The 24,645-nt window shown below is 47.0% G+C and carries 20 protein-coding genes; 6 read left to right on the top strand and 14 right to left on the bottom strand.

What is annotated here, in order from left to right; all coding sequences use genetic code 11:
• Positions 1 to 13: 13 nt before the first annotated feature.
• The 3 genes from MY523_RS03935 to MY523_RS03925 all read left to right on the top strand — a co-directional run bounded on the left by MY523_RS03935 (position 14) and on the right by MY523_RS03925 (position 3,481).
• Complete coding sequence (locus MY523_RS03935) at positions 14 to 775, top strand: PEP-CTERM/exosortase system-associated acyltransferase (protein WP_250657506.1); 762 nt, start codon at positions 14 to 16, stop codon at positions 773 to 775.
• Between the two features lie 68 nt (positions 776 to 843).
• Positions 844 to 1,452, top strand: a complete 609-nt coding sequence (locus tag MY523_RS03930; protein ID WP_250657505.1) for a YfiR family protein — start codon at positions 844 to 846, stop codon at positions 1,450 to 1,452.
• Between the two features lie 7 nt (positions 1,453 to 1,459).
• Positions 1,460 to 3,481, top strand: a complete 2,022-nt coding sequence (locus MY523_RS03925; protein WP_250657504.1) for a putative bifunctional diguanylate cyclase/phosphodiesterase — start codon at positions 1,460 to 1,462, stop codon at positions 3,479 to 3,481.
• Positions 3,482 to 3,588: 107 nt separating this feature from the next.
• Here the strand turns inward: MY523_RS03925 and MY523_RS03920 are convergent, their stop codons facing one another.
• From MY523_RS03920 to MY523_RS03905, 4 genes are all read right to left on the bottom strand, one after another.
• A complete protein-coding gene (locus MY523_RS03920) occupies positions 3,589 to 4,332 on the bottom strand; it encodes an SDR family oxidoreductase (protein WP_250657503.1) in 744 nt (247 codons plus the stop codon).
• A 20-nt stretch (positions 4,333 to 4,352) separates the two neighbouring features.
• Entirely contained in the window at positions 4,353 to 5,423 is a 1,071-nt protein-coding gene (locus tag MY523_RS03915; protein ID WP_250657502.1) for a hypothetical protein, read from the bottom strand.
• Positions 5,424 to 5,603: 180 nt separating this feature from the next.
• Complete coding sequence (locus MY523_RS03910; protein WP_250657501.1) at positions 5,604 to 6,716, bottom strand: NADH:flavin oxidoreductase; 1,113 nt, start codon at positions 6,714 to 6,716, stop codon at positions 5,604 to 5,606.
• A gap of 413 nt (positions 6,717 to 7,129) precedes the next feature.
• Positions 7,130 to 8,410: an acetyl-CoA C-acetyltransferase gene (locus tag MY523_RS03905; RefSeq protein WP_250657500.1), complete on the bottom strand. Its 1,281-nt coding sequence runs from the start codon at positions 8,408 to 8,410 to the stop codon at positions 7,130 to 7,132.
• Between the two features lie 269 nt (positions 8,411 to 8,679).
• On the opposite strand from MY523_RS03905, the gene MY523_RS03900 reads away from it, so the two are divergent.
• On the top strand, positions 8,680 to 10,095 hold the full coding sequence (locus tag MY523_RS03900; protein WP_250657499.1) for a 3-oxoacyl-ACP reductase: 1,416 nt from the start codon (positions 8,680 to 8,682) through the stop codon (positions 10,093 to 10,095).
• A 177-nt stretch (positions 10,096 to 10,272) separates the two neighbouring features.
• On the opposite strand, the gene MY523_RS03895 is transcribed toward MY523_RS03900, so the two are convergent.
• Complete coding sequence (locus tag MY523_RS03895; protein ID WP_250657498.1) at positions 10,273 to 10,944, bottom strand: PEP-CTERM sorting domain-containing protein; 672 nt, start codon at positions 10,942 to 10,944, stop codon at positions 10,273 to 10,275.
• Between the two features lie 293 nt (positions 10,945 to 11,237).
• Between MY523_RS03895 and hisA the strand changes: the two genes are divergently transcribed.
• Positions 11,238 to 12,008, top strand: coding sequence for a phosphoribosylformimino-5-aminoimidazole carboxamide ribotide isomerase (gene hisA, locus MY523_RS03890; protein WP_250657497.1), 771 nt, complete (start codon positions 11,238 to 11,240; stop codon positions 12,006 to 12,008).
• 189 nt (positions 12,009 to 12,197) lie between these two features.
• Here hisA and MY523_RS03885 read toward each other — a convergent pair whose 3' ends face one another.
• Entirely contained in the window at positions 12,198 to 12,512 is a 315-nt protein-coding gene (locus MY523_RS03885; RefSeq protein ID WP_250657496.1) for a hypothetical protein, read from the bottom strand.
• A 217-nt stretch (positions 12,513 to 12,729) separates the two neighbouring features.
• Between MY523_RS03885 and MY523_RS03880 the strand changes: the two genes are divergently transcribed.
• A complete protein-coding gene (locus MY523_RS03880; RefSeq protein WP_250657495.1) occupies positions 12,730 to 13,854 on the top strand; it encodes a PQQ-dependent sugar dehydrogenase in 1,125 nt (374 codons plus the stop codon).
• A gap of 15 nt (positions 13,855 to 13,869) precedes the next feature.
• Here the strand turns inward: MY523_RS03880 and MY523_RS03875 are convergent, their stop codons facing one another.
• From MY523_RS03875 to MY523_RS03840, 8 genes are all read right to left on the bottom strand, one after another.
• Positions 13,870 to 15,417 (bottom strand): bifunctional GNAT family N-acetyltransferase/carbon-nitrogen hydrolase family protein, encoded by a 1,548-nt coding sequence (locus MY523_RS03875; RefSeq protein WP_250657494.1) that lies wholly within the window; start codon positions 15,415 to 15,417, stop codon positions 13,870 to 13,872.
• Between the two features lie 206 nt (positions 15,418 to 15,623).
• Positions 15,624 to 15,833 (bottom strand): hypothetical protein, encoded by a 210-nt coding sequence (locus tag MY523_RS03870; RefSeq protein WP_250657493.1) that lies wholly within the window; start codon positions 15,831 to 15,833, stop codon positions 15,624 to 15,626.
• A gap of 159 nt (positions 15,834 to 15,992) precedes the next feature.
• The gene (gene prpF / locus MY523_RS03865) at positions 15,993 to 17,171 is read right to left on the bottom strand and encodes a 2-methylaconitate cis-trans isomerase PrpF (protein ID WP_250657492.1); all 1,179 of its coding nucleotides are present in this window, start codon (positions 17,169 to 17,171) and stop codon (positions 15,993 to 15,995) included.
• Positions 17,172 to 17,324: 153 nt separating this feature from the next.
• Positions 17,325 to 19,919, bottom strand: coding sequence for a Fe/S-dependent 2-methylisocitrate dehydratase AcnD (acnD, locus tag MY523_RS03860; RefSeq protein WP_250657491.1), 2,595 nt, complete (start codon positions 19,917 to 19,919; stop codon positions 17,325 to 17,327).
• Positions 19,920 to 20,092: 173 nt separating this feature from the next.
• A complete protein-coding gene (gene prpC, locus MY523_RS03855) occupies positions 20,093 to 21,217 on the bottom strand; it encodes a bifunctional 2-methylcitrate synthase/citrate synthase (RefSeq protein WP_250657490.1) in 1,125 nt (374 codons plus the stop codon).
• A gap of 71 nt (positions 21,218 to 21,288) precedes the next feature.
• The gene (prpB, locus tag MY523_RS03850) at positions 21,289 to 22,167 is read right to left on the bottom strand and encodes a methylisocitrate lyase (RefSeq protein WP_250657489.1); all 879 of its coding nucleotides are present in this window, start codon (positions 22,165 to 22,167) and stop codon (positions 21,289 to 21,291) included.
• Between the two features lie 26 nt (positions 22,168 to 22,193).
• Positions 22,194 to 22,859, bottom strand: coding sequence for a GntR family transcriptional regulator (locus MY523_RS03845; RefSeq protein WP_250657488.1), 666 nt, complete (start codon positions 22,857 to 22,859; stop codon positions 22,194 to 22,196).
• A 539-nt stretch (positions 22,860 to 23,398) separates the two neighbouring features.
• Entirely contained in the window at positions 23,399 to 24,403 is a 1,005-nt protein-coding gene (locus MY523_RS03840) for an AraC family transcriptional regulator (protein ID WP_250657487.1), read from the bottom strand.
• Between the last annotated feature and the right edge of the window lie 242 nt (positions 24,404 to 24,645).

Below are 24,645 nucleotides of genomic sequence, written 5' to 3'. Positions count from 1 at the left end.
TGGAGACAATCCCATGGATTCACCGATCCAGATTGAAGAATCAAATAACGTTCTGATACAAGGGTTTAAGCAGTACTTTGATATTCAGCGTGCAGAAAGTCCAGACGTCCTAAAGGAGGTCTACCGAATTCGCTATGGCGTATATTGTAAGGAGTTCGGTTTTAAACTGCCCAGCCACCGAGGTTTGGAGCGAGATGAGTTTGACCGCTATTCCAGCCATTGCCTGCTGACACATAAAACATCCGGTAAGAAAGTGGGGTGTATTCGGGTTATTTCTCTCCCCGAAACAAAAAAAAAGCTGGTTCTCCCCTTCATCACCCACTGTGCTGATTCCCTATATCGCGATCAGGTAGACCCCAACACCATAAACCCCGGCGAAGTATGCGAAATATCAAGAGTTGCCGTCGTGTCTGAATTCAGGCGCCGGGCTGGCGAGAAGTCATCAAAAGATGGCTTGGCCAACAGTATAAAAGTAAGCGACGAAGACATTGAGCAAACACGCCGCTTTCCTTACATAGCCCCAAGCCTTTATCTAGCTGCCGGCGCCCTATTCCTAGCCAGTCAAAAAAAGCAAATCTTTGTAGCCACCGAGCCCCGGCTGGTAAGAAGCCTATCAATGCTGGGGGTTAGGTTTCACCAAGTGAGTGAGTTGGCCGACTATCATGGCCAGAGGGCCGTTTACTACTTTAGCCGAGAATCAATTCAAGAGGATATTCAAGCAATGCCATCACTACTGAACGGTTTTTTTCACTACATTGAAAGCCAAGTGACTTGAATGGGTCATGCGCTTCCACCCGAGACAAATGCCCAGGTTGGGAGCGTTAAGATGGCTGGACCCATAAAATGAAAGCGCTTACGTTAAATGCAAAACCAAGAGCAGTGTCGCACTCACTTCTTGCAGCACTGGTCATAGGTTGCATCTATGCGTTCTGTACGGAAAGCGCCTATGCCAATAACAGCACGTATGTGAAAAACCGGACTTTTGCAAAAAGCAACGTAACCCCGATTAATGTTCAAGCGGCGCTGATAAAGAACTTTACCCACTTGATTAAGTGGCCTGAAAGCCACCGAAGAGATAACAGTACGACATTCAATATCTGTATCTACAACTCAAGCTCGCTGGCCAAGCAGTTCAGGGACATCTTTACCGGAAAGGTGATAAAGGGCAAAAAGGCGAACATCATCAATATTAACTCAGAGGATTTAAGCCAATGTGACCTAGCCTATGTCGTTCCCTCTTCTGGCGAGTCATTTGAACCCATTTTGAAAAGTGCTGGCGAATCAGGCGTGCTAACCGTCAGCTCGGAAAAGGGCTACGGGAAAATGGGCGTACATATTAATTTTTTTGAAAGCGGAGATAACGTTGCCTTTGAGCTCAACAAAAATACGCTCGATAGCGCAGGGTTTCAAGTGAGCACCCAGCTCTTTCGATACGCAAAAATAGTACAGTGATCTCGCTATGTTTAGAACACTATCGATAAAGAACAAATTAACACTCATCATTACGCTAGTAACGACGGTTACGCTTATGTTCGGCTTTGCCGGTATAACACTCTCATACTATAACGAAAACAAGAGCAGCTTAATTGATGGAATGGCGCAGGAAGCCAAATTGGTGGCCAGCTATAGTCAGGTTCCCGTCGCACTTAACTTCCACGATGACCTTGAGCGCATACTCGGTGACGTATTGATTTCAAGCGACCACACCAGCGCAGTCTGTGACTTTGACCCCGCAAAAATAATCCAGGTGAATGCAGGGGGAGGAAAAATTGATGATGCAACCGTCTGCCAGGCATCAGGCAGCATATGGGAAAACCAGTGGCTCTGGGTGACTCAGCCCATGCTCGACGTTTCAGGTGAAAAGCTCGGCATGGTCGTTTTTAAAATATCCACGTTGCCATTTTATCAAAGCGTTCGAATTTTTGTATATTGGGCGCTGGTCTTTACCCTGCTCTCTATCGCCTTTAGTTACTTCCTTGCCAAACGCCTACAGTCATATATCTCGCAGCCAATTCTGGATCTTGAAGCCGCGACCAAGCAGGTCTGCAGTGAAGAGAATTATGATTTCCGCGTTCAAGTTAAGAGCCAGGATGAGATAGGAAGCTTAAGCCTTTCATTCAACAAAATGCTCGAAGCAATGGAACAACGACTGACTGAGCGGAATAATGCAATCAAGGAAATGCACACCCTGGCAAACTACGACTCGCTAACAAGGCTACCAAATAGAGCACTTTGCCTTGACCGCCTGACGCAAGCCATCGCCAAGGAAGGTCGGCATGAAAACAAAGTTGCTCTGATGTTTATCGATCTCGATAACTTCAAGGATGTGAACGATTTTCTAGGTCACAACGCCGGCGATATTCTATTAATAGAAGTGAGTCGAAACCTTGGTAATGCGCTTAGGCAGGGAGATACCCTGGCCCGACTGGGCGGAGATGAATTTGTCGTTATTCTGACAGACTTCAGCTCAAAAACTGACTTGGCCAATGTCGCCGAAAAGTGTATTTCAGCCGTCGCTCAGGATTTCAACATCATGGATAACGTGATCACTGCATCTGCCAGCATTGGCATCGCGGTATACCCTGACGATGCCAGCACATCTGTCGAGCTGATGAAAGCTGCGGACAGCGCAATGTACCAGGCTAAAGAGCGAGGTAAAAATGCTTACTATTTTTATGAGGAAAGAATCAACGCGGTTGTTGCCCGTAAGCATACACTGGCCAATGCATTAAGGTTAGCGCTGAAAAAGAACCAGCTGCACGTTGAGTATCAGCCTGTTGTTGACTTGAACAGCGATAAAATAGTCGGAGCAGAAGCATTGATAAGATGGAGCCATCCGGAGCTTGGAAAAATCTCTCCCGCCGAGTTTATCCCTATCGCCGAAAGCACAGGGCTTATTTTCCCGTTAAGTCTGTTTGTCATCGAATCGGTATGCCAGTTTATCGCTAAATCTCGCCATCAGTTTGATGACGACTTCTCCGTCGCGGTAAATCTATCACCGGCAATACTAAGACAAAATTATCTATTGGAAAAAATTAAAGCGTATTTAAATCAATACCAAGTGCCCGCAAAATCCATTTGTTTTGAAGTAACAGAAAATACATTAATGAATGAGATGGAGCGCTGCATTCAAACACTCAATGCGCTGAAGCAGCTTGGCTCAAGGGTTTCGATTGATGATTTTGGCACGGGCTACTCGTCACTTTCGTATCTGAGCAAGCTTCCGGTTGATAATCTTAAAATTGACCGCTCGTTCATTGATGACATGTTGCACGACACCAACGATACTGCCATTACCCTCGCGATAATATCGTTAGCGCAAAGCCTTAAACTCAAAGTGATTGCCGAAGGCGTCGAAAATCAGGATCAACGATTGTTTTTGCAGCAATGCAGCTGTGAATATATTCAAGGCTTCCTGGTGAGCCCTTCAAGGCCCGATGCAGCGTTTATGGCGTTTCTCAGTCAGTATAACTATCATTGACGATAAGCGTTTACTGCAATTTTTTGAGACCTTTGTGAGCCCAGTAGTCGTCGTGCAAAAGGTATCTATTTAAGTAACTTAATGCGTGTAAGCCGGTACAGGGAAAACTACACCCGTCCAGCCAAGAGCGATTGCGGAATCACTTTTAAGAGTTGCCCCACAACATTCCACGGATATACAGGAACCGTAGACTTCTTAACTTTCTTTTCGATGAGATCAACCAGAATTCGAGAGCCTTTTTCTACATCAATCAAAAATGGGCGGCTCTTCATCTTGTTGTTGATCGGCGTATCAATATAGCCCGGGTATAAACAGGTTACATCAATCGGGGATTTATGCAGTTCTAACTGCAACGCATCCATGTACGTTGCGATAGCGGCTTTTGATGCGCAATAGACACTTGCGCCCGGCAAGCCCCTAAAACCGGCTACCGAGGCGATACCAACAATTTGCCCGCTGCCTTGCTGCTTGAAGAGTTTGACTGCGGAATCGATCGTGGCCATGGCCCCTAAAATATTCGTTTGAACAATCGCTGCATCTTCATCAAACTTGTCGCTTCCAATCGCGCCGCCGCCAGCAACGCCTGCATTGGCAACAACGATATCCAGTTTTCCGACGGTTTTGGCCAGTTCAGGGATCGACTTCTGCACCGCTGCAACGTCAGTGACATCCAACTTAATGGTATCGATGCGTAGCGCGGGAGATTTTTTTGCCAACTCTGCCGCCAATTGATCAAGAGACTCTTTTCGACGAGCCGCCAATATTAGGTTATAACCTCGTTTTGCAAACTCTCTTGCCATGCCTTCACCCAGGCCTGAGCTTGCTCCGGTGATAAATACTGTCTTTGCCATGTCTAGTGTTCTCCTTAGCACTAATTCAGGTCAATAATGACCTGATCGGGGATATCCAATGTATTACTGTTTCCCGATGTTAACGGGGCTACTTTTTTCGGCTGATTAGGTGACTCTGTAGCCTCTTGCGGCTGTTCTTTTTTTATCGGTTTTGTTGTCAATGAAGACCCTGACACAGGGGGAGTAACCGTTTTCGAAACCTTATTTGTAGCAGGGCTAGTCACTGGCGCAATAGGCTGAACTGCGCTGCGAAGGCTTGCTTTCAGTGATTCATACTCTTTTTTCAGGCGATTAATTTCACTCTGTTGTTTAACCGACTGGGTCTGCAAACGTTTTAACTCTTTATTTTTAGAAACCAACTGTTGGTTGGATTGGTCGAGCGTCTGCTCCAAAGAGAAAATATCACCTTTAATATTTTGATAACGCTTTGACAGCGCTTCAAAGGCATTCTTGCGGTTTTCAACCTCTTGTTTTAGCGCGACATTTTGCTGCTGGTTGAATTTAAGTTGTTCCATCTGTTTTTTCATCAACCGCTCTTTCTCGTCAATTAATGAAAGCGTTTTCTCCTTACCGGCGGCGGTGGTATCAAGAGCAGAACGAATAATTGTATTCTCATGTTCAAGCTGCTTATTTTGAGCCTTGACCAAATCCAGATTTGTTTTCAGCGCCTCGACCATCTGCTGGGCGGTAATCAGCTTTGATGAAGATGCATCAAGTTGCTTTTCTCGATTATCGTTAACCTCTTTGAGTTCACTGTGCTTCGACTGCAAGTCATCAAACTTTTGTTGGAGAGTCTGAATGGTTTGCTTACGCTCCCCTTCTTCATCTTGCAGGCTACTAATATTCTGAATGGCAGACTGTTTATCAAGATAAAATTTAAATGCGCCAAATGCCGCTGCTATCGTAACCAAAACCAGTAGCGCTAGCATTACGCCCATAAAACGATTCCGTTTCTGCAAAACATCAATCAGTTGTTGGACATAGAATTGACTATCTCGAGAGGCAGCGTATTGATTATCTCGAGTAAATTCGGAAGAAGACTGAGTTGACTGTTGGTTGGATTCTAAGGAGTCTGAAATATCTGGCTGCATAATATTCTTAGCTTGCGTTTAAATGTCAGTAAGTTACGAGTATTTCTTACACTGAACTATAGCAAAGATGCAGCACAATAAGCGGAATTAATAAACAATAGTGAGATCTAGGGAGGAATTAAGTGAACATGGTCTCATTGAGCCCGGTTCACTTAATCGGCGTAGGCATAGGAGTATCGGTTAACTCAACGTCATCAGCGCATCTTTGGTATATGGTTTAATCTCATCGAGTGCGTTGTTCTGCACTTTTTGCAACCATTCCGGGTCAACCAGCAGTGCACGCCCTACCGCAACTAGGTCAAACTCGCCGTTATTGATTCGCTCTATCAGCTTCTCTACGCCCGTAGGGTTGGCAGAACTACGCATGTCAAAGTTTCCATCACCCACAAAGTCACCATCCAAACCGACACTCCCCACCGTAATAGTCGGCTTACCGGTGATTTTTTTAGTCCAGCCTGCCAGGTTTAAGTCCGATCCTTCAAATTCTGGCTCCCAGAATCGGCGGGTACTGGCGTGAAATATATCCACCCCTGCTTCACTTAGTGGCGTCAAGAACCTTTCCAGCTCTTCAGGTGTCTGTGCCAGGCGAGCATCATAGTCTTGCTGTTTCCACTGTGAAAAGCGGAATACGATTGAGAAATCATCACCTACGGCTTCACGAACCGCTTTAACAATCTCAACACCAAAACGGACTCGGTTTTCCAATGATCCACCGTATTGGTCGTCTCGCTGATTCGTGCCTTCCCAAAAAAACTGGTCAATCAAATAACCGTGAGCGCCATGAATTTCGACGCCATCAAAACCGGCCTCTTTAGCATTAAGAGCAGCCTGTGCAAACGCCTCAACAACATCGTTGATGTCGTCTTGGGTCATTGCAATGCCACTCTCTTTACCAGGCTTGAAAAGTCCCGAAGGGCTGTAGCCAGGTACATCCTTATCAGGGCCAACGCCTGCTTTTCGCACCGCGCCGACGTGCCAGATTTGAGGGATAATCTGACCTCCGGCGGCGTGAACTTCATCTACCACATGCTTCCAGCCTGCTAGCGCCTCTTCGCCATGCATAGCCGGTACACGCTCATAGCCATTAGCGGCCTTATGGGGAACAGTTGTCCCCTCAGTGATAATAAGCCCCACTCCCGCTTCCGCACGACGACGATAGTAAGCCGCCACATGAGGGCCAGGCACATAACCCGGTGAAAACGTACGGGTCATCGGCGCCATGGCTACACGGTTGTTAAGATTAAGAGACTTGTTTGAAAAAGAAGAAAATAGCACGCCTAGTGGATTACTCATTCATCACCCCAACATTAAAACGTTGTATAGAGACCATTGCACGACGTTATGAGCGAATCAAAGACAAGGCAAAAAATGACGAAGAAGCGCAGTTTATGGTCTATAAATGAGCATTTTGGGTCATTTTTTAACGCTGTATTTGTAAGCGCAGTAGTCGTGCAAAAGTCTCGTATAAGATTAAAAAGCCAACTTGCTTATCTATTGATAAAGAGTTTACGGAGTGGCAACCAATAAATCGAATTGATTATATTTATATAGGACTATAAATATAATCTATAGACTTAGAAGAAAAGATATTTAGTTTAGTGCGCAAGCCCTATAATTTGAGGAGCCTCTATAATTTCAGAAGCCCCTCTATATAGGGTGTGCTTGCGCACCGTAATGTGCCTTACGATAAAACGGCTGCAAGAATATTATCGCTCAACAATCGCGGTGATACCCTGCCCGCCTGCTGCGCAGATTGAGATCAAACCTCGGCCAGAACCTTTCTCTTCGAGCAATTTAGCCAGTGTTGAAATAATTCGACCACCGGTTGCTGCAAAAGGGTGACCTGTTGCCAAACTACTGCCTTTAACATTCAACTTGGTGCGGTCAATCGCGCCTAGCGCTTTCTTAAGGCCCAGTTTTTCTGTACAGAACTGCTCATCTTCCCACGCTTTCAGTGTCGAAAGAACCTGAGCCGCAAACGCCTCGTGAATTTCGTAGAAATCGAAATCCTGAAGTGTCAGCCCTGCTTTTTCCAGCATTCTTGGCACCGCATAGGCAGGAGCCATCAGCAATCCTTCTTTTTTATCCACAAAATCGACCGCAGCCACTTCAGAGAAGGTTAGATAAGCGCGAACTGGCAACCCTCGCTCTTTTGCCCACTCCTCACTTGCCAATAGGACACAGGATGCACCGTCAGTAAGGTTGGTACTGTTCCCTGCTGTCATGGTTCCTCGGTCTTTGTCGAAGCATGGTTTTAGCGAGCCGAGTTTCTCCAGTGTGGTATCAGGGCGCAGCACATTATCTTTTTCCAGCCCTGCGAGTGGCGTCATCAAATCTTCAAAGAAGCCTTCCATATACGCTTTATTCAGGTTTTGGTGGCTATTCCATGCTAGCTCATCCTGCTCTTCGCGAGGTATATTCCACTCATGAGCAGTAATTTGGCAATGATCCCCCATTGACAGACCGGTACGAGGTTCACCATTTTCTGGTACCAATGGCGCCAAAAAGCCTGGGCGGAAACGAGAAATAATCTTCAATCGCTCGCTATTGCTCTTGGCACGGTTGAGATCCAGCAAGATTTCACGCAGACCATCACTCAGAACAATCGGCGCATCAGATGTGGTATCAGAACCACCTGCAATACCACATTCAATCTGGCCAAGCGCAATTTTGTTAGCAACGAGCACAGCTGCTTCCAAACCGGTACCACACGCCTGTTGAACATCATAAGCAGGCGTTTCAGGGGCAAGGCCTGAGCTTAGCGTACATTCTCGCGCCAGGTTAAAGTCTCTTGAGTGCTTGATAACCGCACCTGCTGCCACTTCACCTAGCGTTTCTCCTTGCAGGTTATAACGGTCAACCAAACCTCTCAGTGCAGCGGTTAATAGCTCCTGGTTACCTAGTTTGGAATAAACGGTGTTAGAGCGGGCAAAAGGAATTCGGTTTCCGCCAATAATGGCGACTTTACGTACGGTTTGCGCAGTCATTACATGTGTCCTTATTCTAATGGTATGGGCAGAGAGATATAGCATTTGTCGCTCTCTGCATCCGCAATAATGTATCGTCAGATACTGTACATCTGTTCAAATCTATGGCATTGGCGCAACTGACAATAAGCAGTTTGCACTCGGTCAATCAAACAACTGTTTTATTTTGATTAGATAGACGCCACAATGGAAGCCTAAATTCAGTTTTTTCTACCCTGAGTCCATATTTAGATCGACGTCAGGGGGCCATTCAATTAAAGGGATACAGTATGTCCGACTTGTACCATAAAGTTTCAAACTCTCCTGTAGGTCGCTCTGTCGTTAGCGCACTTAATTTACCCGCCCCTGTTGTTCTGGAAAGGCACAACCGTCCAAATGCCCCTTTTCTTGAGGGTGAAGTGCTCGTCAGCGCCGCGCCGGGTGGAAAAGCAATTGAAACAATCTGTTCCGTTTTGGGCGCCAGCACTGCCAGCCTGTTCGCGCTTGATCAAAAGACATTAGTGCCTGCCGGTGAGATGAAATCCAAGACCAAAATATCGCCACTGAAAGCAGATGCTATCGATGCCAAAAGACGCTTTAAAGCGCTGGTATTTGATGCCACCGGTATTACAACAACAGAAGATCTTAAAGCGGTTTATGAGTTCTTTCACCCAGTCATTCGTAACGTAGGCAAATGTGGCCGTGTTGTTATCATCGGCACCGAGCCTTCTGCGTGCGCGACGCCTGCGATGGCCGCTTCGCAAAAAGCATTGGAAGGCTTTATCCGCAGTGTTGCAAAAGAGACCGGTAAAAAAGGCGTTACTGCCCAGGTGATTTACGCAACACCGGGTTCAGAAAATCAAATTGAGTCACCTCTTCGCTTCTTCCTGTCACCTCGTTCTGCCTATGTATCAGGCCAGGCAATATCGGTTTCAAAGGCAGCAAAGCCCAAATCTGCGCTGGACTGGAACGCGCCGCTTAATGGCAAAGTAGCATTGGTTACTGGCGCATCACGCGGTATTGGTGAAGCCATCGCCAAAACACTCGCCCGAGACGGTGCGCACGTGGTCTGCCTGGACGTCCCTCAAGCCAAAGAAGCGCTGGAATCTGTCGCAACCAGCATTGGTGGCAATACGTTGGCGCTTGATATTACTGAGCCCAACGCGCCAGAGGTTATTTCATCATACTTTAAAGAGAAGTTTGGTGGGCTGGATATCGTCGTTCACAACGCCGGTATCACACGGGATAAGACCCTCGGCAGAATGCCTGATCACTTCTGGGATCTACTGATCGATATAAACTTATCATCAGAAGAACGTATTAACGACGCACTCTTTGCCAACGAAGTATTTAACAAAAACGCGCGTATTGTCTGCGTCTCATCAATCAGCGGTATCGCCGGTAATGTTGGGCAAAGCAACTATGCGGCTTCAAAATCCGGTGTCATTGGTTATGTTGAATCCTTAAGCAAGCAACTCAAGGGCGGTATAACGATTAATGCCGTAGCTCCAGGGTTTATTGAAACGCAAATGACCGCAGCGATTCCATTTATGATTAGAGAGGCTGGCAGACGCATGAACTCGCTTAATCAAGGCGGCCAACCAGAAGATGTCGCAGAAGCCATCGCCTTCTTCTCAAGCCCGGCTTCTCAAGGCGTGAATGGTAATGTTTTAAGAGTGTGCGGACAGAGCTTGATTGGTAAGTAACACTTGCCAAGAAGCGCCTGATAACAACACATCAAGTTCGAAACCTGCACCTTTAAGTTGGAAACTTTAACGATTAATGTGCTTACCCAAAACAAGGCCCTTTGAGGGCCTTGTTTCTTCTACAGACTTAGACGTTCAAGCCCACGAGAAAACTAGCGGGCTTTAGTTATGGGCTAGCTAGTTTGATCTTCTCCTACCCAGTACAAGGGCGGCAAGCCCAAACAGCATTAACGAGCTCGGCTCCGGTACTGATGAAGATGGTCCACCTGGATCACAAATAGGGTCGCTGGGGTTGGTCAGACAACGATCCGTCGATAAGTCTGCGGTAAAACCAATATTCTGGAAATCCACCTGGCCATTGGTTCCCGACAAAAACGCCGTCACATACTGCACGTTTAGCGGAGCAGCCAGTGCTATATCTTGCGCGTATATACTAGGTGAAGAGCCAAGATCTGGCATTAACGAAAGGGCACCTACTTGCGTGCTTGTGGAATCAAAAAACGTAAAATCAATTTTATCGACGTCGTATGACTCTCCATGGTAGTTCCAAAAATGTAACGTAGACAAATCATATTGAGTGCCGAAGTCAAAAAGCAACTCTAAGCCGCCGCCCGAATACCAGATATGCGAGGCTTGACTGTGGATCTCTGCCGCGCCTGCACTTGGGGCGTCAATAACTTTATCTATGGTGTTGCCTCCGAAAAACGTATTGTTCGAAGTTGTAGCAGTGGTGCCAGCACCTACTTGCACAGATATATTATCTTGGTTCAAATAAACAGGTATGGCGCTAGCTTGAATAGCGCCAAAACTTGCGAATAGCCCTACTAATAGTTGTAACGATTTCTTCATTATAACTCTCCATCCATTGGTTTAGATTAATGGCTAAGATAACCGCGATTCAACATACAATAACTATACCAATATTTTTTTGTCGTACTTACAAAGTGTTAGAAAAAGGAATATTTATCTGCGTAAAAAACATCGACATTTTTGCAACGCGCAATGCATTAAACGACGATTACTGAATACCGCTTAAACACCAGGCAGCATCAACTAAATATTCTCTTAAAATTGAAATTGCTTATTGGGAACTCTTTTCTTACGAGGCATAATACCCGCACAGATATTTACCGGAGAGCCCCGTGACACAATTTCGCCCCTGTATCGACTTGCACCAAGGCAAAGTTAAACAAATCGTTGGTGGCAGCTTAAGCGCCAGTGGCGCGCAAACAAACTATGTCAGTGAATACGATGCCGCGTATTACGCAAAACTATACCGCGACCATAACTTAACCGGTGGCCATGTCATTGCTTTAGGCGAAGGCAATCAGGCGCAAGTGAAATTGGCATTGAATACCTGGCCAGGCGGACTGCAAGTTGGCGGTGGTATTAATGCGGAAAATGCAGTCTCATACCTTGATGCTGGTGCGAGTCATATCATTGTGACCTCTTATTTATTTGAGAATAATCAGTTCTCATGGCAGCGCTTAGAGCGCATTAAAGCCGAAGTTGGAAAACAACACTTGGTGCTCGATTTAAGTTGCCGTAAAAAAGACGATAGCTGGTTTATCGCCACCAACCGCTGGCAAACCGTTACTAATACTGAAGTTAACGAAGAAACCTTATTAAAACTTGCCTCCCACTGCGATGAATTTTTGATTCACGCCGCTGATGTTGAAGGCTTGCAAGGTGGAATCGATAGCGAACTTGTTACGTTGTTAGGACGCACAGTGACAATCCCTACCGTTTATGCTGGCGGAGCGCGCAACATTGCAGACCTTGAAAAGGTTCAGCAGCTATCTGACGGTAACGTAGATTTAACCATCGGCAGTGCTTTAGATATTTTTGGTGGCAGCGGCATAACACTTGAAGAATGCATTAAATGGAATAACGAAAATAACGGCCGCGGATAGAACCATAAATGCAACGAACCCTGTTAAGCCGACTAAGTAGCTAATCAGACCAACACGCTACTCGCTTAACTTATTCACCGGTATGGAACCTGGATAGTGCCCTTGAAGGACCTTATCCAGATTCCAAAAGAGGCCGTCAAGCCATTAGAACCGTTGTTATAGAGCCCCCTTTTTTTGTATACGCTGTAGCTACCCCACGATATCAGACTGATAAGTCGCACCAGTCTGGCAGACAAGATACACCCTGAACATACCGCACACGTTGGACTGTGAAACGTTTTGGTATCTTATAACCCATCCCTCGCTTCCACTTAGCAAATATGGATAACTCTCACAGAGCACCAGCCCTTTTTTATAGCTATCATCGTCATTTGCGACAATTATCTGAGCCCCACCACCAATAGGCACTTCTCCAGGGTTTCGACAATTTGCCCGGTAGTCGAATGTTTCACCTGGGCCTACATCAAAATCAATATCTTCATATATGTAATATCTAACGTCCATTTAACACCTCCTTTTTCACCGTTTAATGACACATAATAGAAGATAGTCGCAATAACCACTTACGTCCAAGCCTACCGGGTCACCGCCCAGCTCAGCGGTGCTCGACTTGTGACGCTGACCTTAAGCAAACGACTAGTGAAGCACAAAGGGATGCCCTATACTTTTACTACATTCTGAGTATTTACCACTGAACCAAGCCTCTTTAGAGAGTATCAATATGACAAAGTATGCGGGCTATTGTTTATTGTGTTTGTTGCTTATTTGCTCACTCAATACGTTTAACAAAGCACTCGCGGCAAACAATGCTAGCGAGGAGCGTTATCGAGTAGAGGCTGTCGCTAAAGGGTTATCTATTCCATGGGGTATGGTGTTTATTGATCATCAACACATGCTCATTACTGAACGCAACGGCAGGCTAAAAAGGCTAAATACCGTTTCAGGAGAACTTCAAAATATCGCCGGTATTCCAGCCGTATTTGCAGAAGGCCAAGGCGGGTTGCTGGATATCGCGCTTCCCCCTGGTTACAGCAGCGGAGACTGGATCTACTTCACGTATAGTAAACCTGTCAACAAACAAGGCATGACAACCCTCGCCCGGGCCAAATATAACAAGGGTTCGTTAGTAGCGTGGAAGGACTTGCTGATAACAAAGTCCGCCACCGACACGACCCGTCACTTTGGCAGTCGTATTGCGTTCGATCACCAAGGTCATCTTTTTTTTACCGTGGGTGATCGAGGTGAACGCCCTAATGGACAAAACTTATTGACTCATTCTGGTAGTGTTCTAAGGCTGAATGAAGATGGCAGCGTGCCTAACGACAACCCCTTTGTTGGACGCAATGATGCCCTGCCCGAGATATGGAGCTATGGTCACAGAAACCCACAGGGGCTCGTTTATGACGCTGAAAAAAAACGCCTTTGGTTAATTGAGCACGGGCCGAGAGGCGGAGACGAAATTAATCTGATTCAGGCAGGAAAAAACTATGGCTGGCCGGTTATCTCTTATGGCAAGGAGTACTGGGGGCCATTCGATGTTGGCGAAGCGACCTCAAAAGAGGGGATGGAGCAACCCGTCAAATATTACATCCCCTCAATTGCGCCTGGCAGTTTACTCTTATATACCGGTACCGCCTTTCCCGGCTGGCGGGGTGACTTGTTCTCAGGCGCACTGAAGCTGCAACACTTGAATAGGGTCAAACTAAACCGTGCAGGTCAGGCGGTCGCTGAAGAACGGCTGCTGAGTGATTTAAACGAACGTATCAGAGCACTAGCCCAAAGCCCCGAAGGTTGGATTTACTTCTCAACCGATAGCGGTAAGATCATGCGTTTGGTGCCCCAATAACGGGCACCGCTCCCCTTACTTTCTTAGCCATTCAATTTTGTATAGGTCCCGCCGACGATCCAGAAAGTTCCTTACAGAGCCCTCATTTTGCAGCTTATTCAACTTCTCAAGATCTAAATCTACAATCAGCGTCATTTCTGTATTAGGCGTTGTCTCTGCCATGATGGCATCGTGCGGAAACGAAAAGTCCGAAGGAGAAAATACCGCAGATTGAGCGTACTGGATATCTGCCCCATCCACTTTGGGTAGGTTGCCTACGCTTCCGGCGATAGCAACATAGCACTCATTCTCGATGGCCCGCGCCTGAGCACAACAACGGACTCGAAGGTAACCGTTTTTGGTATCCGTCCAGAACGGCACAAAGAGTATCTGCATTCCCTGCTCAGATTGAAGACGCGCCAACTCAGGAAACTCAACATCGTAGCAGATCAAAATCCCGATTTTACCGAAGTCGGTATCGAACACCTTGAGGTCGTTGCCGCCTTGCATAATCCAGGCGCGCTTTTCATGAGGTGTCGGGTGAATCTTATATTGAGAATCTACCGTTCCGTCACGGCGGCATAAGTAGGCAATGTTTAACAGTTCGCCATCTTCGATAATAGGAATGGAGCCCGCAATGACGTTAATATTGTATGAGACTGCTAATCTTGAAATGGCCTCTACAATTTCAACACTATACTCCGCCAAAGCTTTAATAGAATCTATTGAGCTTTGGTGGTTTTCTATTCCCATTAATGGCGCGTTAAAAAACTCTGGAAATAGCGCCATATCGCACTGATAATCAGACAATGCATCGATAAAAAACTCGACCTGCTGAATAAGATCTTCAACAGAGCTAAATGGCCGCATCTGCCACTGGATGCAACCAATACGCGCAGTGGTTGGTGTGGCACCAATCAGCGCTGATTTTTCAGGGTCGTAATAGAGGTTGGTCCATTCCAATAATGTTGCATAGCCATGTGATTCTTTATCTTCAGGCAAGTAGTTCTTAAGTACTCGTTTTACGTCAAAATCGTTTGATAGCTGAAAGGTAAGAATCGGATCGTATATATCTTTTCGTTTAACCTGCTCAATATACGCTTGAGGGGTTAAGGTGTTTGCATAGTCTTTGTAATTGGGGATTCGACCACCCGCGATAATCGCTTTCAGGTTTAAGTTCTGACACAGCTCTTTACGTGCTTCATAGAGCCTTCGCCCCAGACGCATTCCGCGATAGTCAGGTGATACAAAAATATCGACACCATATAACACGTCACCTTTTGGGTCGTGAGTCGTTAGGTAAGCGTTACCGGTTATTTCATCATAGGTGTGCTGGTCACCGAACTTGTCATAATCAACAATCACGGTAAAAGCAGCCGCCACCACCACACCATGATCTTCGATACATATCTGCCCATCAGGAAATACGTTTAACTGCGAGCGAACAATCTTCTCTGGCCAGCAGCCACCCAACCCCGGATAAACTCTATCCATTAATTTTTTTAAGTCTGGAAAATCATCGATTTTCAGATGTCGAAGATTGAGCTTGTGTTCAGGATCATCAATCAATATATCGTCGGTCATTGAGCGGTTCCTTAGTAAAAGACGCGAGACGTGGCACACTGATAAGACGTTTTATATACCCTAAAAAAGCCATGCGCAATATTTATATGAGGTGAGGCTGATAAACACGATGCAGGAACGCAGCCCTGTTCACACTCGTGTCATCAGCCATTAAATTGCAAAAATAGACAGCGAGATAGAATTTTTTAATTCATTGGATGACAAAATCAATAGTCAACTGGCTGGCGCAACACGACGACTTGAAACTGTACAAATAGAGAGTGATCCAGATATTCAAAAATAACTAGCGCATCTGAAGAACAAAGCGCGGTCACAGAAGAGGTGAACCAGAATGGCACCAGAATCAGTGAAATGACAGGCAATAATGTAGGCGCGGCAAATGAGTCCTCTTCTAGTAGCGAGCAGTTAGCCAGCATCGCTCAGAAGTTACATCAAACCATTGGCTATTTTAAAATAGCCTGAGCTGGACAACTGAGCCCAAAGAACTAAGCCTGAACGCAACCTAACATATACCCCAAGCATCTCAAACGGCTTGTCACAGCCAATTTGGGATGCTTGGAGGCCATAATTTTTAATTAAAACGAATCGCCCGGCACACGCACCCAGCCTTCCATCAATACTCGGGCACTTCTGCTCATAACGGCTTTGGTCACACTCCACTCGCCGTTTTGCTCAACCGCTTCAGCGCCCACACGCAAGGTGCCGGATGGGTGGCCAAAACGCACGGCAGTGCGTCCACCACCGCCCGCAGCGAGATTAACCAAAGTGCCGGGTATAGCCGCAGCAGTGCCGATAGCCACGGCAGCGGTTCCCATCATGGCATGATGAAGCTTGCCCATCGAGAGCGCCCGTACCAGCAGGTCAACATCTTTAACACTGACTTGCTTGCCACTGGATGACACATATTCTGCCGGTGGCGAAACAAACGCCACTTTAGGCGTATGCTGACGTGTTGCAGCATCATCGATATGATCAATCAACCCCATACGAACAGCCCCATGAGCGCGAATAGTTTCAAACTTGGCCAGTGCCTGCTCGTCGCCGTTAATCGCATCCTGCAGCTCTGTGCCGGTATAACCAATATCCTCGGCATTCACGAATATCGTGGGGATTCCTGCATTAATCATCGTCGCCTTTAGAGTTCCCACTCCCGGGACTTCGAGATCATCAACAAGGTTACCTGTTGGAAACATTGCCCCCTCCCCGTCTGCCGGGTCAAGAAACTCAACCTGAACTTCTGCGGCGGGGAATGTCACACCATCAAGCTCAAAATCGCCGGTTTCCTGAACCTCTCCGTCGGTCATCGGCACATGAGCAATGATGGTTTTACCAATGTTGGCTTGCCATATTCGGACTATGGCAACGCCGTTCCGGGGGATTCGGCTTTCATCAACCAAACCACCACTTACTGCAAACGAGCCAACGGCCGCTGACAAATTTCCGCAGTTACCACTCCAGTCAACAAACGGTTTATCAATCGATACCTGGCCGAATAAATAGTCAACATCATGATCAGGTTGACTGCTTTTCGCCAGAATAACCGTTTTGCTCGTACTTGAAGTTGCGCCCCCCATCCCATCGGTCTGCTTACCATAAGGGTCTGGGCTGCCAATCACTCTCAACAACAATGCATCTCTCGACGGACCAGGAACCTGAGCCGACGCAGGCAGGTCTTGTTGCCTGAAAAATACACCTTTACTCGTGCCACCCCGGATATAGGTGGCGGGAATTTTAACCTGAGGAACATTGGACATAGTGTTACCCTATGAAGAAGAGAGGAGTGAAAAATAATGGATTCCCGCCTGCGCGGGAATGACGAGGAAAGTAAAACGGAAAATTTGTCATCCTCGCAAATGCGGGGATCCACTTGTCGGTATTGATGACAAGCAGCCCCCTCTTAGTACGTGTTAGTTTGCCTCTGACGACTCTAAAAAGTCCTGCGCAAATCGCTGTAGCACACCACCCGCCTGATAAACCGATACCTCTTCGGCAGTATCAAGACGGCATGTTACAGGCACTTCTACACGTTCACCATTTTTACGATTGATCACTAATGTCAGCGTGGCACGAGGCGTTGGCTCACCCAATACATCAAATGTTTCCGTACCATCTATGCCATAGGTGTTGCGGTTATCTCCTGCTTTAAACTCAAGCGGCATAACCCCCATACCTACAAGGTTGGTTCGGTGAATACGCTCAAAGCCTTCCGCGACAATCGCTTCGACACCGGCTAAACGAACCCCTTTAGCAGCCCAATCACGAGACGAACCCTGGCCATAATCGGCACCCGCTACAATAATGAGCGGCTGCTTACGATCCATATAGGTTTCAATCGCCTCCCACATGCGGCTTTCTTGTCCTTCCGGCTCAATACGTGCCAAGGAGCCTTGCTTAATCTCGCCATTTTCATCACGACACATTTCGTTCAACAGTTTGGGGTTAGCAAACGTTGCGCGCTGTGCCGTCAGGTGATCACCCCGGTGTGTCGCGTAAGAGTTAAAGTCTTCTTCGGGCAGCCCCATTTTATGCAAGTAAGCACCCGCAGCACTCTCAAGCATAATCGCGTTAGAGGGTGAAAGGTGATCGGTGGTGATATTGTCACCCAATACCGCCAATGGTCGCATACCTTTCATGGTGCGTTCGCCAGCCAGCGCCCCTTCCCAGTAAGGAGGTCGGCGGATATAGGTACTCTGAGGTCGCCAATCATAGAGAGGGCTTTCAGCCTTATCGACCTTATCCATATCAAACATCGGAATGTAGACTTGGTTGAACTGCTCAGGTTTTACAAACTTGGCGACAATTGCATCAATCTCATCATCACTGGGCCAGATATCTTTTAACGTAATCGGGTTGCCGTCTTTATCGGTTCCCAACGCATCTTTTTCAATATCAAAGCGGATGGTGCCCGCAATCGCATACGCAACCACAAGCGGTGGCGATGCCAAAAATGCCTGCTTCGCATAGGGGTGGATGCGGCCATCAAAGTTACGGTTGCCTGAAAGTACCGCCGTGGCATAGAGATCACGGTCAATAATTTCTTGCTGTATTTTAGGGTCTAACGCGCCACTCATGCCGTTACAGGTCGTGCAGGCATACGCCACAATACCAAAACCCAGTTTTTCCATTTCAGGCAGCAGCCCGGCCTCTTCCAGATAGAGCTTGGCCACTTTTGAACCCGGTGCAAAAGAAGATTTCACCCAAGGCTTTCGAATCAACCCAAGCTCATTGGCTTTACGCGCCACCAAGCCAGCAGCAACCACATTGCGAGGGTTACTGGTGTTGGTGCAGCTGGTAATCGCAGCGATAATCACCGCGCCATCGGGCATTTCACCTGCTTTCTCTTGCCACTCTCCAGCTATCCCTCTTGCTTCAAGGTCGGTAGTTGGTAAACGGCGATGAGGGTTCGAAGGGCCGGCCATATTGCGGCACACTGTTGAGAGGTCAAATGTAAGCACTCGCTCATATTCCGCTTCTTTAAGGTCATCCGCCCAAAGACCTGTTTCTTTAGCGTAAGTTTCTACCAGTTTAACTTGCTCCGGGTCGCGACCGGTCAGCTTCAGGTAATCAATCGTCTGTTCATCGATATAGAACATACCGGCCGATGCACCAAATTCTGGCGTCATATTGGAAATGGTCGCACGATCACCCAATGTGAGATCTGCCGCGCCTTCGCCAAAAAACTCCAGATAAGACGATACAACTTTCTCGTTACGCAAGAACTCGGTGATGGCTAAAACAATATCAGTAGCCGTGATGCCCGGTTGACGCTTACCGGTCAGTTTTACCCCGATGATATCGGGTAGGCGCATCATGGATGGACGGCCTAACATCACCGTTTCGGCCTCCAGACCACCGACCCCAATCGCAATCACCCCCAGTGCATCAACATGCGGGGTATGACTATCGGTTCCAACGCAGGTATCAGGGAATGCAACGCCATCACGCGCCTGAATCACCGGGGACATCTTCTCAAGGTTGATCTGGTGCATAATGCCGTTACCGGCAGGAATCACATCAACATTCTCAAATGCTGTTTTCGTCCACTCAATAAAATGAAAGCGATCTTCATTGCGGCGATCTTCAATGGCCCGGTTCTTTTCAAAGGCGTCAGCCTCAAAGCCTCCATGTTCGACGGCCAAAGAGTGGTCAACAATCAACTGGGTTGGCACTACCGGGTTTACTTTTGATGGATCTCCTCCCTGCTCGGCAATCGCATCACGTAAGCCTGCCAAATCAACCAGTGCAGTCTGCCCCAAAATATCGTGGCACACGACCCGTGCCGGATACCAGGGAAAGTCCAGATCACGTTTACGCTCAATTATTTGAGTTAAAGAGTCGGTTAGCGCTTCTGGCTCGCATCGACGAACCAGTTGTTCTGCCAATACACGTGATGTATAAGGCAACGTTGCATATGACCCAGGCTTGATCGCTTCAACCGCTTCGCGGGTATCAAAAAAATCTAAATCGCTACCGGGCAACGGTTTGCGGTATGTTGTATTCATAACTAAATCCAAAACTCTCGATTAGAGAGCTTTGCACGATGTTATGAGCGAATCAAAGACAAGGCAAAAAAAGACGAAAAAGCGCAGTTTATATGTAATAAATGAGCATTTTGAGCCATTTTTTAACGATGTATTTGTAAGCGCAGTAGTCGTGCAAAACTCTCGATTAATGCTTATCGTTCGCTAATAGGCTTCACTTTTCTAGGCTCTGACCCGATATAGTCGGCACTTGGGCGAATAATCCGGTTATTCGAGCGCTGTTCCATAACATGGGCAGACCACCCCGTTACACGCGAGCATACGAAGATAGGCGTAAACAACTTAGTGGGGATTCCCATAAAGTGATAAGCCGATGCATGGAAAAAGTCAGCGTTACAAAATAGCTTCTTGGTCTCCCACATAAACTCTTCGCAGGCAACCGAAATATCGTAAAGCGAGCTATCACCAAACTCTTGCGCCAGTTTTTCTGACCAGGCTTTGATAATCACGTTACGTGGGTCTGACTCGCTATAAATAGCGTGGCCGAATCCCATGATTTTTTCCTTGCGCGCTAACATGCCAGCCATTTGCTCTTTGGCGTCAGCGGGCGACTTGAACTTCTGAATCATATCCATTGCTGCTTCGTTCGCACCGCCATGTAAAGGGCCACGAAGCGTACCTATAGCGCCAGTCACGCATGAGAACATGTCTGACAGTGTTGAGGCGCAGACACGAGCGGTAAAAGTAGAAGCATTAAACTCGTGTTCTGCATAAAGAATCAGCGATACGTCCATGACACGGCGATGCTGCTCAGATGGCGCCTTACCATGAAGCAACCTTAAGAAGTGACCGCCCAATGAATCTTCGTCGCTGTTACAGTCAATCTCAACACCGTCGTGGCTGTATCGATACCAGTAACACATGATCGCCGGGAACGCCGCTAAAAGACGGTTAGCCGCTCTGTTTTGCTCCGAAAAATCAACTTCGGGTTCAAGGTTACCTAGAAACGAACAACCTGTACGCATGACATCCATTGGGTGAGTTTCAGCCGGGATGTGCTGTAGAACCTCTTTCAATGATTGCGGTAAATCGCGCATTGTCTTCAGTTCAGTTTTGTAAGCGGCCAACTGATCAACGGTCGGCAGCTCACCATTGAATAGCAGGTATGCCACCTCTTCGAAGGTCGCGTGTTCTGTTAAGTCAGCGATGTCGTAACCACAGTACGTTAAACCAGAACCTGATTTACCCACTGTGCACAGTTTGGTTTCGCCTGCACTCTGGCCTCTTAGACCAGCGCCTGTCAGTTTTTTACCTGTCATGATCGTCCCCTTATTTTAATTTTATATCTGCAATTCGTTAAACCTCAGGCTTAACTCGCTGCCTGAGTTGCCTACTTGTTCTTGCCTTCACTAAACAACTTATCGAGCTTCTGTTCATAATCGTGATAACCCAAATAATCATATAAGTCCATTCGGGTTTGCATGGTATCGACAACGGCCTTCTGATCACCCTTTTCAAGAATAGATTGATACACCCTCTCCGCCGCTTTATTCATCGCTCGAAAAGCACTGAGAGGATAAAGCACCATGCTGGCGCCCCACTCGCCTAACTGCTCTTTATTCCATAATTCGGTTTGGCCAAATTCAGTAATATTAGCCAATATTGGCACATCCAACGCGTCAGAAAACGCTCGATAGTGCTCTTCAGTTTTTACTGCTTCCGCAAAAATACCGTCAGCGCCAGCAGCGACATAAGCCTTAGCACGCGCTATGGCGGCATCCAAACCTTCCTGTGCAAACGCGTCAGTTCGCGCCATGATAAAAAAGTCAGGGTCGGTTCGTGCGTCAACGGCTGCTTTGATGCGGTCGACCATCTCTTCCACCGAAACAATTTCTTTATTTGGACGATGACCACAACGCTTTTGCGCGACCTGATCTTCAATATGCACAGCAGCGGCACCCGCCTTTTCCATATCACGGATCGTTTTTGCGATATTAAACGCGCCTCCCCACCCGGTATCGATATCTACCAACAATGGCAGATCACAAGCGGCGGTGATGCGCTGAACATCAACAATCACATCGTTTAACGAGGTCATCCCCAAGTCAGGAAGGCCATAGGACGCATTTGCCACACCGCCCCCAGACAAGTAGATCGCTTTGTGGCCGATCTGCTTGGCCATCATCGCCGAGTACGCGTTAATCGTCCCCACAATTTGAAGCGGTTTATTATCAGCTAATGCCTGACGAAATTTTTTGCCTGCGCTCATGATCATTCTCTCCTATGGCCTTTGACCTACAAATGCTTAACAAGTTTTTGTTCAATGCTATTTCGCGAGTACTGAATATGCCGACGCATCAGTATTTCTGCCAGCTCTTCGTCCCGGTTCGATATCGCTTGCACGATATGTTTGTGCTCATCAAACGCATCAGAGACTCTGGGGCCCGCCATGCCGAGTTGAACGCGATACATGCGAACCAGGTGATAAAGTCCGTCGAATAACATTGAGATAAGGTGGTTGTTCTTGCTGCCTAAAATAATGCGGTAGTGAAAATCAACATCGCCCGCTTCCTGATAATAGGATTCGCCGTTTTTGACGTCTTGAAAATGGGAGTTCAATAGAGTGTTCAGATCCGCTATTTCGTGATCAGTCATATTCTTTGCCGCAAGACGCGCGGCCATCCCCTCTAGAGACTCCCTGATCTGATAGAGATCGACAATACCTTCTGCGGTCAACGACACTACGCGCGCCCCGACATTGGCTTTACGCTCAACAATATGACATGAGACCAAACGATTAATTGCTTCGCGGATAACAGAGCGGCTGACAGCATACTTTGTCGACAATTCGGTTTCGCTGAGCTTTGAACCCGCCTGAATATCGCCTTCGACAATATCTTTTCGCAGCTGAAAAAAGGTTTTATCTGCTGATGTAACAGGTTGTTCCGTGAAAAAACTCATAGACAGCTACACCATTAAGTTGCTTAAAGTGTCGACAATATAGTGAAGATTATGCATTTCGTCAAACTAAAAACCTATATATTGTCGACAAAACACCCTTTATTAGACTAATTACCTATGATCAGGTACGAACCTAACCCCTGATTCTGCTTCGCTGCATCAGGCTACAAGGGCGGTCATTCGTTGAGGGTCTTCGTGGCCGTGGTTATAGGCTCTTATGTGAATGGCACTTACTTGAGAAATTAAATGAATGACGTTATACGATGGCTGTCCTGCTAATATCTTCTGGTTTTCTGCCGAACTTAAAATCGGGCGCGGGGCTCCCTCGTACAAGACTTGGCAAAACCTGTGGCCACTAAGAAGTAAGAGGGCGCCCCGGAGGTAGTAAGATGGCAGTCCTATTAGTATCTTCTGGTTTTCTGCCGAACATAGAATCGGGCGCGGGGCTCCCTCGTACAAGACTTGGCAAAATGTGTGGCCACCCTAAAAAGCTTAAGTAAATGACATTCCGCTGTTATGCTTTGCGGACTTCACGCCGACTATAGTTTACTCTTTCTGTACTCTATAGGTGTCATGCCAGACCAGCGTTTAAAAGCGCGATAAAACGTACTGGGCTCCGAGAACCCGGTGAGATAGACAATTTCATCTATAGTCTCACTGGTTTTGGCTAATAAATGTCTCGCCAGTTTATAGCGGTAGTCAGCCAATATCTGGTTGAAGTTGGTATCAATATCAGAGAGTTTAGTGCGCAAGCTGCGAGGTTTTATTTCCATCCGCTCCGCTACTGACTCCAGCGTCACTTCCCCTGAATCAAGCAGTTCGGCAATAATTTTATTAACCTGGACAACCACATCTTCTTTTTCAATTCGGGCAACCTGCTCACTGGCAAACTGTTCGTGCAGTTCAAGCAGTTCGGGCTCCGCGTGGGGTGACCGCCTATCAAGCATGCTGGTATTAAAGTAGAGCCGGTTCTCAGTGCAGCCAAATTTAACATCGCAGCCAAATACACGCCTAACCTCATCAACATTGAGCGGTTCTTCATGCTCGAATTCAATGCACTCGGGTTCAAACGCATCGTCGGTAATTGATTTAAAAAATGCGATCATCCCTTGGGCAAAGCACTCATTAAAGTGACGTATCTTTCTGGTGCCACCGGTGGCGGTTACGACTTGTATAAAGCAGGTATCGCCTTCAACGATCAAATTTGAATCGGCAGCATCACTAATTAATCGCTGATAGTTAAGGGCACGCCGTAGTCCATCGCCAAAGGTCGGGCTACTCAAAAAAAGATACTCAATGACCTGGCCTTTGAATACCGGTAGATGTTGTCCGAGGTGTAACCCGATGTCCGGATCCCCTGTCTGCTCTTCCAGAAGCCCCCAGAACAGGGGCTGGGCCTCATGAGGGGTTCGCAAATGGGCCGTTTGAAGATACGACTCATCAATTCCCAGCTTACTAAACAGTAACGGTAAATCGATTCCCGCTTTTACCATTGCCTGAACAGCCAGCCTGATTAATACCCCTGCATCTCTCATCTCACTCATACACGCTCAACTCACTTGAATACTGGTCAATCCCTTAAAACAAATCGATAAAGCAATAAACCTGTTTTTCGTTTTCTTACTTCAAGACCGATAGACTATGGCTCAAAATACCACCGAACCAAGAGTCGATAGCATACCTGCCCACACCCAAATTCTCCACTTTCTTGTAGTTTTCACCTGAGCAGTCAACAGCAAAATTGGCCGCTGCGCCAAAACCGGTTTGTGTGCACTGCCAATTATCA

It is taken from the genome of Alkalimarinus coralli (assembly GCF_023650515.1).
GTDB classification, from domain to species: Bacteria; Pseudomonadota; Gammaproteobacteria; order Pseudomonadales; family Oleiphilaceae; genus Alkalimarinus; species Alkalimarinus coralli.
This window is presented reverse-complemented; position numbering and strand designations above follow the sequence as displayed.

Bases quoted from the DNA above. Each gene is read 5' to 3' on its own strand.
- MY523_RS03915 (WP_250657502.1), bottom strand. From the start codon at position 5,423: ATGCAGCCAGATATTTCAGACTCCTTAGAATCCAACCAACAGTCAACT.
- prpC (WP_250657490.1), bottom strand. From the start codon at position 21,217: ATGACAGGTAAAAAACTGACAGGCGCTGGTCTAAGAGGCCAGAGTGCA.
- prpF (WP_250657492.1), bottom strand. From the start codon at position 17,171: ATGTCCAATGTTCCTCAGGTTAAAATTCCCGCCACCTATATCCGGGGT.
- MY523_RS03895 (WP_250657498.1), bottom strand. From the start codon at position 10,944: ATGAAGAAATCGTTACAACTATTAGTAGGGCTATTCGCAAGTTTTGGC.
- MY523_RS03880 (WP_250657495.1), top strand. From the start codon at position 12,730: ATGACAAAGTATGCGGGCTATTGTTTATTGTGTTTGTTGCTTATTTGC.
- MY523_RS03905 (WP_250657500.1), bottom strand. From the start codon at position 8,410: ATGACTGCGCAAACCGTACGTAAAGTCGCCATTATTGGCGGAAACCGA.
- MY523_RS03845 (WP_250657488.1), bottom strand. From the start codon at position 22,859: ATGAGTTTTTTCACGGAACAACCTGTTACATCAGCAGATAAAACCTTT.
- MY523_RS03920 (WP_250657503.1), bottom strand. From the start codon at position 4,332: ATGGCAAAGACAGTATTTATCACCGGAGCAAGCTCAGGCCTGGGTGAA.
- MY523_RS03875 (WP_250657494.1), bottom strand. From the start codon at position 15,417: ATGACCGACGATATATTGATTGATGATCCTGAACACAAGCTCAATCTT.
- MY523_RS03930 (WP_250657505.1), top strand. From the start codon at position 844: ATGAAAGCGCTTACGTTAAATGCAAAACCAAGAGCAGTGTCGCACTCA.
- acnD (WP_250657491.1), bottom strand. From the start codon at position 19,919: ATGAATACAACATACCGCAAACCGTTGCCCGGTAGCGATTTAGATTTT.
- MY523_RS03870 (WP_250657493.1), bottom strand. From the start codon at position 15,833: ATGCTGGCTAACTGCTCGCTACTAGAAGAGGACTCATTTGCCGCGCCT.
- MY523_RS03910 (WP_250657501.1), bottom strand. From the start codon at position 6,716: ATGAGTAATCCACTAGGCGTGCTATTTTCTTCTTTTTCAAACAAGTCT.
- MY523_RS03900 (WP_250657499.1), top strand. From the start codon at position 8,680: ATGTCCGACTTGTACCATAAAGTTTCAAACTCTCCTGTAGGTCGCTCT.
- MY523_RS03925 (WP_250657504.1), top strand. From the start codon at position 1,460: ATGTTTAGAACACTATCGATAAAGAACAAATTAACACTCATCATTACG.
- prpB (WP_250657489.1), bottom strand. From the start codon at position 22,167: ATGAGCGCAGGCAAAAAATTTCGTCAGGCATTAGCTGATAATAAACCG.
- MY523_RS03935 (WP_250657506.1), top strand. From the start codon at position 14: ATGGATTCACCGATCCAGATTGAAGAATCAAATAACGTTCTGATACAA.
- MY523_RS03885 (WP_250657496.1), bottom strand. From the start codon at position 12,512: ATGGACGTTAGATATTACATATATGAAGATATTGATTTTGATGTAGGC.
- MY523_RS03840 (WP_250657487.1), bottom strand. From the start codon at position 24,403: ATGAGTGAGATGAGAGATGCAGGGGTATTAATCAGGCTGGCTGTTCAG.